This window comes from Streptomyces bambusae (genome assembly GCF_019400985.1).
In the GTDB taxonomy this organism is placed as follows: Bacteria; Actinomycetota; Actinomycetes; order Streptomycetales; family Streptomycetaceae; genus Streptomyces; species Streptomyces bambusae_A.
On the sequence record NZ_WTFF01000286.1, the window covers coordinates 1 to 9,325 of the forward strand.

The 9,325-nt window shown below is 73.3% G+C and carries 10 protein-coding genes; 5 read left to right on the forward strand and 5 right to left on the reverse strand.

The features are described from left to right. From GPJ59_RS28580 to GPJ59_RS28590, 3 genes are all read left to right on the forward strand, one after another. The coding region (locus GPJ59_RS28580) for a PP2C family protein-serine/threonine phosphatase (protein ID WP_219670592.1) at positions 1–963 on the forward strand (963 nt) is incomplete at its 5' end. Between the two features lie 206 nt (positions 964–1,169). Further along, complete coding sequence (locus tag GPJ59_RS28585; protein ID WP_219670593.1) at positions 1,170–2,513, forward strand: vWA domain-containing protein; 1,344 nt, start codon at positions 1,170–1,172, stop codon at positions 2,511–2,513. Between the two features lie 34 nt (positions 2,514–2,547). Beyond that, positions 2,548–3,522: an FHA domain-containing protein gene (locus tag GPJ59_RS28590; protein WP_219670600.1), complete on the forward strand. Its 975-nt coding sequence runs from the start codon at positions 2,548–2,550 to the stop codon at positions 3,520–3,522. Between the two features lie 55 nt (positions 3,523–3,577). On the opposite strand, the gene GPJ59_RS28595 is transcribed toward GPJ59_RS28590, so the two are convergent. Then, positions 3,578–4,558: a methyltransferase domain-containing protein gene (locus GPJ59_RS28595; protein WP_219670594.1), complete on the reverse strand. Its 981-nt coding sequence runs from the start codon at positions 4,556–4,558 to the stop codon at positions 3,578–3,580. Positions 4,559–4,683: 125 nt separating this feature from the next. Here GPJ59_RS28595 and GPJ59_RS28600 point away from each other — a divergent pair, with 125 nt between their 5' ends. Both GPJ59_RS28600 and GPJ59_RS28605 read left to right on the forward strand, forming a co-directional pair. Continuing rightward, positions 4,684–5,088 (forward strand): globin, encoded by a 405-nt coding sequence (locus GPJ59_RS28600; protein ID WP_219670595.1) that lies wholly within the window; start codon positions 4,684–4,686, stop codon positions 5,086–5,088. 399 nt (positions 5,089–5,487) lie between these two features. Next, positions 5,488–5,835 carry a DUF1036 domain-containing protein gene (locus GPJ59_RS28605; RefSeq protein ID WP_219670596.1) on the forward strand — a complete coding sequence of 116 codons (348 nt, stop codon included), beginning with the start codon at positions 5,488–5,490 and terminating at the stop codon, positions 5,833–5,835. A 68-nt stretch (positions 5,836–5,903) separates the two neighbouring features. On the opposite strand, the gene GPJ59_RS28610 is transcribed toward GPJ59_RS28605, so the two are convergent. The 4 genes from GPJ59_RS28610 to GPJ59_RS28625 form a co-directional block, all read right to left on the reverse strand. After that, entirely contained in the window at positions 5,904–6,614 is a 711-nt protein-coding gene (locus tag GPJ59_RS28610; RefSeq protein WP_219670597.1) for a hypothetical protein, read from the reverse strand. Continuing rightward, positions 6,611–7,066 (reverse strand): acyl-CoA thioesterase, encoded by a 456-nt coding sequence (locus GPJ59_RS28615; protein ID WP_219670598.1) that lies wholly within the window; start codon positions 7,064–7,066, stop codon positions 6,611–6,613. Before GPJ59_RS28615 ends, GPJ59_RS28610 begins: the two co-directional genes overlap by 4 nt. A 2-nt stretch (positions 7,067–7,068) precedes the next feature. Continuing rightward, a complete protein-coding gene (gene ettA / locus GPJ59_RS28620) occupies positions 7,069–8,733 on the reverse strand; it encodes an energy-dependent translational throttle protein EttA (protein WP_219670599.1) in 1,665 nt (554 codons plus the stop codon). A gap of 154 nt (positions 8,734–8,887) precedes the next feature. Further along, the coding region (locus GPJ59_RS28625; RefSeq protein ID WP_258025053.1) for a hypothetical protein at positions 8,888–9,325 on the reverse strand (438 nt) is incomplete at its 5' end.

Here is a 9,325-nt window from a genome sequence, read left to right on the forward strand (position 1 = left end):
GAGCGGCCCGGCGGCGGGGCCGGTCCCGACGCCGGGCCGGACGCCGACGCCGGTGCGGGAGCCGGCACCGGCACCGGCACCGGCAAGGTGTGCGTGGCCTGCCGGGCCGGCCGCGTCGACACCGACGGCTACTGCGAGCACTGCGGCCACGCCCAGCCCCGCGAGCGGGACCACATGGAGGAGGAGCTCGGCAGTGTGGCCGCCGTGAGCGACCGCGGCCTGCGCCACCACCGCAACGAGGACTCCTTCGCCGTGTCCGCCACCGCCCTGCCCGACGGCTCCGCCGCGACCGTCGCCATCGTCTGCGACGGCGTCTCCTCGGCCAGCCGCCCCGACGACGCGTCCGCCGCCGCGGCCGCCGCGGCCAACGAGTCGCTGCTCGACGCCCTGCCCCGCGGCACCCCTCCCCAGGAGGCCATGCACCAGGCCATCCTGGTCGCGGCCGACGCCGTCAACGCCCTCGCCCCCGAGGTGCCCGGCGCCCAGAACGCCCCCGCGTGCACCCTGGTCGGCGCCGTGGTCAGCGGGGGTCTGCTGACCATCGGCTGGGTCGGGGACAGCCGCGCCTACTGGGTGCCCGACGACCGCACCGTCCTCCCCCACCGGCTCACCGAGGACGACTCCTGGGCCGCCCAGATGGTCGCCGCCGGGCTCATGGGCGAGGCCGAGGCCTACGCCGACGTCCGCGCCCACGCCATCACCGGCTGGCTCGGCGCGGACGCGTACGAACTGGAGCCGCACACCAAGACGTTCAAGCCCGACCACCCCGGCGTCGTCGTGGTCTGCACGGACGGCCTGTGGAACTACGCCGAGTCCGCCGCGGAGATGGCCCGGGTCGTCCCGGCCGATGCCGCCCTGCGCCCGCTGCACAGCGCCCGGGTGCTGGTCGGCCACGCCCTCGACGGAGGCGGCCACGACAACGTGACGGTGGCCGTCGTACCGTTCGCCGTCTCCCCGAACTGACCACGTCCGAACTGACCACGTCCGGACTGACCGCGTCCGGACCGGCGGCGCCGGCGGCACCTGCCGCGTCGGCACCCGCCGCGTCCGGACCGGCGGCGTACGACGCCCGCGAGGCGCCCGACGCCCGCGGCGGACACCCGAGGCACGTGCGCCGTCCGAGGCATCGAGGCATCCGAGGCACCTGAGGCATCTAAGGAGTCGAGTCGATGGCGAACTTCGCCAAGCCGAGCGCCCCGCGCTTCACCGTGGAGGTGTACCAGAACGCGTTCCTCCCGGTGGGCGGCCGGGACGTCCACGCCATCGTCTCGGTCACCTCCACCGGCGGCGGGACCACCCGCGCCGCCGCCCCCGGCGGATCCGGCGGGACCGGCGGGACCGCCGCCGTCGTGGTCATGGTCGACTGCTCGGGCTCCATGCAGTACCCGCCCGCCAAGATGCAGGGGGCCCGCGAGGCCACCGCCGCCGCCGTCGACACCCTGCGCGACGGCACCTCCTTCGCCGTGATCGCCGGCACGCACGTGGCCAAGGAGGTCTACCCCGGTGGCGGGCGGCTCGCGGTCGCCGGCGCCGCGACCCGGGAGCAGGCCAAGGAGGCCCTGCGGCACCTGACCGCGGGCGGCGGCACCGCCATCGGCACCTGGCTGCACCTCGCCGACGCCCTGCTGGTCCGCTCCCCCGCCGCCGTCCGCCACGGCATCCTGCTGACCGACGGCCGCAACGAGCACGAGGAGCCGGCCGCGCTGCGCGCCCGCCTCGACGCCTGCGCCGGGCACTTCACCTGCGACGCCCGCGGCGTCGGCACCGACTGGGAGGTCAAGGAGGTGACCGGCATCGCGAACGCCCTCCTGGGCACCGCCGACATCGTCGCCGATCCGGCCCACCTGACCGAGGACTTCACGCGCATGATGGAGAACGCCATGGGCAAGGAGGTCGCGGGCGTCTCCCTGCGCCTGTGGACCCCGGTCGGCGCGGAGGTCCGGTACGTGAAGCAGGTCGCGCCGTCCGTCCGCGACCTGACGGGCCGCCGCACGCAGGCGGGCCCGCGCGCCGGCGACTACCCGACCGGCTCCTGGGGGGACGAGGCCCGCGAGTACCACGTGTGCGTACGGGTCCCCGCGGGCGGATCGGTCGGCCAGGAGATGCTGGCCGCCCGCGCCTCCCTCGTCCTGCCCGACCCGGCGGGCGGGGCGCCCACGGTACTGGCCCAGGGCCTGGTCCGCGCGGTGTGGACCGACGACGTGGCCGCCTCCACGGCGATCGACCCGCAGGTGGCGCACTACACCGGCCAGGCGGAGCTGGCCCAGGCGATCCAGCAAGGACTCGAAGCACGCAAACTGGGCGATCTCGGCGGCGCCACGGCGAAACTCGGCCGCGCCGTGCAACTGGCCGCGACCTCGGGAAACGAGGACACCGCCAAATTGCTCGCGAAGGTGGTGGATGTGGTGGACGCCGCGGCGGGTACTGTGCGCCTGAAAGCCAAGGTTGCCGACGCGGACGAGATGACTCTCGAGACCCGCTCGACACGGACCGTACGAGTGAAGCGAGCCTGACGTCACGACGCAGGGAGAAGGGGGAGTGGCCGGCATGCCGACCTGCCCGAACGGTCACCGATCGGTCGCCGACGACTGGTGCGAGGTCTGCGGCCACCGCATGGCCCCCACGGGCGCCCCGGCGGCCGAGCAGGCCCCCGCGGCGCCCTCCTACGGTTACGGCTACCCTCCCTCGGCCGGCCTGCCGACCATGCAGACCGAGCTCTGCCCGCAGTGTCGGACGCCCCGCGAGGACCTGGCGCCGTTCTGCGAGGAGTGCCGCTACAACTTCCCGGCGGGTCCGGCGGCCGCGCCCGCCGGTGCGGCCTCCCCGTACGCACCGCCCCCGCCGCCGCCCGCCCCCGCGCCGCAGGGCCGTCCGGAGGGTTACGGGCCGGAGGGCTACGGGGAAGCCGCCGATCCCTTCGGCTACCAGGGCTCGCGGCCCTCCCAGATCAACCGGCCCGCCGAGCCGCTCCCGCGCGAGGACGACTGGCTGCTCCAGCCGCCGTCCCAGCCGTCCCAGCCCTCTCACGCGTCGCGGCCTGCCCCGCCGCAGCCGTACGCGCAGCACTCCGCGCCCGTCGCGCCCCCGGCGCCGTCCCTGCCGCGCCAGCACGGCACGTGGACGGCGACGATCGGCCCGGACCGCGAGTACTTCCTGGCGATGATGCAGCGCAGCGGCCCCGAGGCGGCCGGGCTCGACCTGCCGGCGTACTCCCCCGAGCAGCACCTGGTGCTGTCGGGCGGCCAGATCACCATCGGCCGGAGCCGCGCCTCCAAGGCGGAGGTCCCGGACATCGACCTGTCGGTGCCGCCGGAGGACCCGGGCGTCTCGCACCGGCACGCGGTGCTCGTGCAGCAGCCGGACGGCAGCTGGGCCGTGGTGGACCAGAACTCCACCAACGGCACGACCGTCAACGGCGGCGAGGATCCGATCCAGCCCTACGTGCCGGTGCCCCTCGCCGACGGCGACCGGGTCCACGTCGGCGCCTGGACCACCATCACCGTCCGGCGCGGCCGCAGCTGACGGCGTACGGGATGGCGTACGGGGCCGGCAAGCCCTCACCTCCGCCCGGCAGCCCTCACCGCTGCAGCTCCTCCTCCCCCAGGGGCCACACGTAGGGCCCCTGGGGATCGTCCAGCCAGGACCACTGGCCGTCGGCGGAGACCGTCACCCCGAAGCGCTCCCGCCCGGGCCGGTCCTCGCTGCGCCACAGATCCAGCGCCTCGCGCGGGTGCAGCGCGCCCGCGGTGAGCGCCAGCATGAACTGGAAGCGGTCGTTCTCCAGCAGCTCGTACGGGACCCCGCCCGCGGCCCCGGGCGGCGCGGCACTGGCCCCGCGCAGCGGGACGAAGTACGCCGGGGTGTGCAGGAACCGGCCCTCGGCGAAGCGCGGGTCCCGCACCCGCAGGGCGATCAGCCCGGTCGACAGCGGGGCCAGGACCAGGGCGCCGGGGCGGCACTGCACCAGCCAGGCCGGCGGGATCCGGGGCAGGGTGCAGGTGGCGATGATCCGGTCGTAGGGCGCCCGGGCCGGGCAGCCGCGGGCTCCGTCCCCGGCGACCACGGCGGGGTGGAAGCCGAGCTGCGCGAGGTGGGCGCGGGCGGACTCGGCGATCTCCTCGTCCAGGTCCACGGTGGTGACCAGCCCGTCGCCGAGCCGGTGGCACAGCAGCGCCGCGTTGTAGCCGGTGCCGGCGCCGATCTCCAGCACGTTGTCGCCGTCCCGGACGTCGAGCGCCTGGAGCATCCTGGCCATGAGCGAGGGCTGGCTGCTGGAGGAGACCAGCTCGCCGTCGCGCACCCGCGTGGCCAGCGGCGTGTCCTCGTACACCCCGCGCAGCCAGCGGGCCCGGCGGGCGGGGTCGGGGTCCTCGGCCCACAGCCGCTCGTGGCCGGCTCCGCGGCCGGTGTAGAAGAAGGGCACGAAGAGGTGCCGGGGGACGGCGGCGAAGGCCGCCCGCCAGGCGGGATCGGCGAGCACCCCGGCGGCGGTCAGCTCCCGCACCTGCGCGGCGTGCGCGACCTCCGGGTCCACCAGGTGCGCCTTGTGTGCGCCCATGGCTCCACTGTGCTGCGCGGGACGGCGGGAGGCGAGCGGGTCCGGGTGAACGGGTCCGGGGAACGGGTCCGAGGAAGGGACCTAGGACCGGGGTCCTCCGTCCGGGTGTCTGAGACGATGGTCAGGTGAATGAGAATCCGCAGGACACGCTTCAGGAGCAGTCGTTCTACGAGCTGGTGGGCGGCGAGGAGACCTTCCGCCGTCTGGTCCGGCGTTTCTACCAGGGTGTCGCGGAGGACCCGCTGCTGCGTCCGATGTACCCGGACGAGGACCTCGGCCCGGCCGAGGAGCGGTTCGCGCTGTTCCTGATCCAGTACTGGGGCGGTCCGGCCACCTACAGCGAGCACCGGGGCCACCCCCGGCTGCGGATGCGGCACGCCCCCTTCCACGTCGACAAGGCGGCGCACGACGCCTGGCTGCGCCACATGCGTGAGGCCGTCGACGAGCTGGGCCTGGCGCCCGAGCTGGAGGCGCAGCTGTGGCGCTACCTGACGTACGCCGCGGCCTCGATGATCAACATCGGGGACTGACCGGACCTGCGCCGCCGCCCGCCGGCTCCCGTAGCGGGCCGGGGCCCGTGTTGTGCAAAGGCCCGTACAAGCGGCCGTACAAGTGCCCTCGTACGAGCGCCCGCGCCGGGCCCGTACGGGGCACGGGACCCTAGCCCGCGGTACGCGGCCTCCCCTCCCGGGAACCTCTCCGCCGGACCAGACCCACGGAGATTGGAGGTCCCATGTCCGAGGAGACGACCGAAGCGGTGGATCCGAAGACCGAAGCGGACGAAGCGGCCCTGGACCGTGCCCTGGCGGCGGGGCGGTCCGGCGCTCCCCCCGGCGGAAGAGACAACTCGAGCCCGCCCGAGACTCTGACCCGGTCCGACGGAAGCCCGGCTGCCCGCAGGCAGCCGGGCGGGGAGTAGGAGGCACGCCGTGGCGCTGAGGTTCAAGAACAACTACGAGCGCGAAGTCTGGGCGATGGTCGAGCAGTACCGGCCGGGCTGCTCCGCCAGCAGCAACTGGCTCAAGGAGGGCTGGTGGAAGATCCCCCCGGGTCAGAGCGTCGTCGTCTACGGCGGTGACCCTCGCGCCGTCAACCCCATCTGGTACTGCTACGCGTACGCCGGCGACGGCACCGAATGGCGGGACAAGTACCAGGAGACGGTGCCGCACAGCGTCTTCGAGTGGTGCTCGAACGTCTCGGACTCGTCCTCGCGGACGATCCTCATGTCCGAGTTCACCGTGACCGCCGCGAACTTCACGTACAACTTCAACCCGTAGCCCGCCGGCCCGGCCCGGCACACCCGGTCCGCCCGCCCCGCCTGGTGCGGGGCGGGCGGACCGCCGTGCTAGACGGGCCGGACCTGGAGTGCGCCGAGCCCGTCGACGCCGCCCGGGCGGCGGGTGGCGACGGAGCCGAACGGGGTGCGCAGCCGCAGCCAGCTCCCGGCGGCGAACAGCGCCACCGGTGCGGGCGCGCCGGGTGCCGCGGCGGGGGCGGGCACGGTGGCCCGTATCGGCCGCAGGAAGCCCAGGGACTGCGCGGCGTGCACGGCGCGCAGCGGAAGCTCGGTCGCGCCGAGCGTGCGGGACCAGATCTCGCGGCCGATCCGGTCGCGCTCGGCGCGGGTGCGCCGCTCCGGGGGCAGGGACTCGTCCCGGTCCCGGAACTCACGGACCGCCGCGGCGACGGCCGCCCGCATCGCCTCGACGCCGGGCAGGCCCGGCACCTCGCGCCAGCCGCCGCGCGGCGGCAGCACCCCGGTCCACGGCGGGCCGGTGACGGGGGCGGGCACCACGGCGGTGCCGGCGGGCTCGTCCAGCGATTCCAGCAGCTCGCCCGCGGAGACCGTGACGTCCAGGTGCACCGGCTCGGCGAGCCGGGCCGTACGGATGGCGAGCACCTCGAAGGACGGCGGCCGGCCGAAGACGCCGAGCGCGCCGCCGCCGGCCTGGAGGCGGACCGCGGCGGCCCGGTCGTAGTGCACGAGCCGGCCCAGGAAGGCGGCGAGGTCCGCCGCCTCCCCGGAATCGGCGAAGCGCAGCTGCTGCCCGGTCATGCTGCCCGGGCCGGGCCCGTCGTGCCGGCGTCGGCGGAGTCGTCGACGTACTCCTGGAGGAAGGAGCGCTCCTCCTCGGTGATCCGGCGCGGACGCTGGGTCTCCAGGTCGAAGGGCACGACGACGGTGGACGCGCGGACGTACACCGTGCCCGGGCCCTCCGCGTCCTTGACCTCGTAGGCGATGGTCAGGGACGCCGCGCCTATCTTGGTCACCCACGACTCGATGACGACCGGCTCGTGCCGGTGCACCAGCGGCCGCTTGTAGTCGATCTCGTGACGGGCCACGACGGACCCGCCCTGGAACGACGTCGAGCCGTTCCCCGGCGCCAGCCGGAACATGAAGTCGATCCGGGCCTCCTCCAGGTAGCGGAGGAAGACCACGTTGTTGACGTGCCCGAAGGCATCCATGTCCGACCAGCGCAGGGGGCACCGGTAGATGTGACGGGCCACTGTCAGCCTCGCGTGAGCTTCTTGTAGGTCGCGCGGTGCGGACGCGTGGCGTCCGGGCCGAGCCGCTCGACCTTGTTCTTCTCGTACGACTCGAAGTTGCCCTCGAACCAGAACCACTTGGAGTCGCCCTCGTACGCCAGGATGTGCGTGGCGACCCGGTCGAGGAACCAGCGGTCGTGGGAGACGACCACGGCGCAGCCGGGGAAGTCGAGCAGCGCGTTCTCCAGGGAGGACAGGGTCTCGACGTCGAGGTCGTTGGTCGGCTCGTCGAGGAGCAGCAGGTTGCCGCCCTGCTTGAGGGTGAGCGCCAGGTTCAGGCGGTTGCGCTCACCGCCGGAGAGCACGCCGGCCGGCTTCTGCTGGTCCGGGCCCTTGAAGCCGAACGCGGAGACGTAGGCGCGGGACGGCATCTCGACCTGGCCGACGTTGATGTAGTCCAGCTCGTCCGAGACGACCGCCCAGAGGGTCTTCTTCGGGTCGATGTTGGCGCGGCCCTGGTCGACGTAGGAGATCTTGACGGTCTCGCCGACCTTGATGTCGCCGGCGTCCGGGGCCTCCAGGCCCTGGATCATCTTGAACAGCGTGGTCTTGCCGGCGCCGTTCGGGCCGATGATGCCGACGATGCCGTTGCGCGGCAGGGTGAAGGACAGGTCGTCGATGAGGACCTTCTCGCCGAACGCCTTGGAGAGGTTGTTGACCTCGACCACGATGGAGCCCAGGCGGGGGCCCGGCGGGATCTGGATCTCCTCGAAGTCCAGCTTCCGCATCTTCTCGGCCTCGGCGGCCATCTCCTCGTAGCGGGCCAGACGCGCCTTGGACTTGGCCTGGCGGCCCTTGGCGTTGGAGCGGACCCACTCCAGCTCTTCCTTGAGGCGCTTCTGGCGCTTCTCGTCCTTCTTGCCCTCGACCTTGAGGCGCTCGGCCTTCTTCTCCAGGTACGTGGAGTAGTTGCCCTCGTAGGGGTGGGCGCGGCCGCGGTCGAGCTCGAGGATCCACTCGGCGACGTTGTCGAGGAAGTACCGGTCGTGGGTGACGGCCACGACGCAGCCCTTGTACTGGGCCAGGTGCTGCTCCAGCCAGTTCACCGACTCGGCGTCGAGGTGGTTGGTGGGCTCGTCGAGGAGCAGCAGGTCGGGAGCCTCCAGCAGCAGCTTGCAGAGGGCCACGCGGCGCTTCTCACCACCGGAGAGGGTGGTCACCGGCCAGTCGGCGGGCGGGCAGCCCAGCGCGTCCATGGCCTGCTCCAGCTGGGCGTCGAGGTCCCACGCGTTGGCGTGGTCCAGGTCCTCCTGGAGCTTGCCCATCTCCTCCATCAGCTCGTCGGTGTAGTTGGTCGCCATTTCCTCGGCGATCGCGTTGAACCGGTCGAGCTTGCCCTTGATCTCGGCGACGCCGTTCTGGACGTTCTCCAGGACGGTCTTGGACTCGTCGAGCTTGGGCTCCTGCATGAGGATGCCGACGGAGTAGCCGGGCGAGAGGAAGGCGTCACCGTTGGACGGCTGCTCGATGCCCGCCATGATCTTCAGAACGGTGGACTTACCGGCGCCGTTCGGGCCGACCACGCCGATCTTCGCCCCCGGCAGGAAGTTCAGGAAGACGTCGTCGAGGATCACCTTGTCGCCGTGCGCCTTGCGCGCCTTGCGCATGGTGTAGATGAACTCAGCCAAGAGAAACCGTCCGGCAGATCGATGGATGGGCAGATACACCCCATAGTGCCAGCCGCCCACCCCGGGGCGAAAACGCGTATGGTCAGCGCCCCTGATCAGCGACGGAACCGGGAACCGGGGGCAGGCACTGTGGCGATCAGGTCACCGTGGGTGGTCAGCGGTAGTCGTCGGGGTGGGCCTGCATCCAGGTGTTGATCTTGTCGCGGGTGCCGATGAGCAGCGCCTGGTGCTTCTTCAGGTTCTCGAAGGACCGGTCGCCGCCGAGTTGCGCGTCGAGCTTCTTGACCAGGTCGATCGGCTCGGGGAAGTGGCCGGGACCCTTCGGGTCCGCCTTCATGGCCCGGTCCAGGCGGTGGAGCTCGTCGTGGACGCGGCCGAGGAAGTAGGCGCAGTTGCCGGGGGTGCACGCGTCTTTGAGCGTCGCCTGGAGGCCGGCGAAGGCATCACGGACCTGCTCGGGCGGGACGGCGGGTGTGGTGGGCGCGGCGGGGGCGGGGGGGGGGGGGGGCGGGGGGGCGGGGGGGGCGCCGCCGCGCGGGGGGGGGGCGGGCGGGGGGGTGGGGGGGCCCGCGTTCTTTCCACGCTCCCGGTC

What these genes read in the sequence shown, in the direction of transcription:
- GPJ59_RS28585 (WP_219670593.1), top strand. Translation starts at nt 1,170, where the DNA reads ATGGCGAACTTCGCCAAGCCGAGCGCCCCGCGCTTCACCGTGGAGGTG.
- GPJ59_RS28590 (WP_219670600.1), top strand. Translation starts at nt 2,548, where the DNA reads ATGCCGACCTGCCCGAACGGTCACCGATCGGTCGCCGACGACTGGTGC.
- GPJ59_RS28595 (WP_219670594.1), bottom strand. Translation starts at nt 4,558, where the DNA reads ATGGGCGCACACAAGGCGCACCTGGTGGACCCGGAGGTCGCGCACGCC.
- GPJ59_RS28610 (WP_219670597.1), bottom strand. Translation starts at nt 6,614, where the DNA reads ATGACCGGGCAGCAGCTGCGCTTCGCCGATTCCGGGGAGGCGGCGGAC.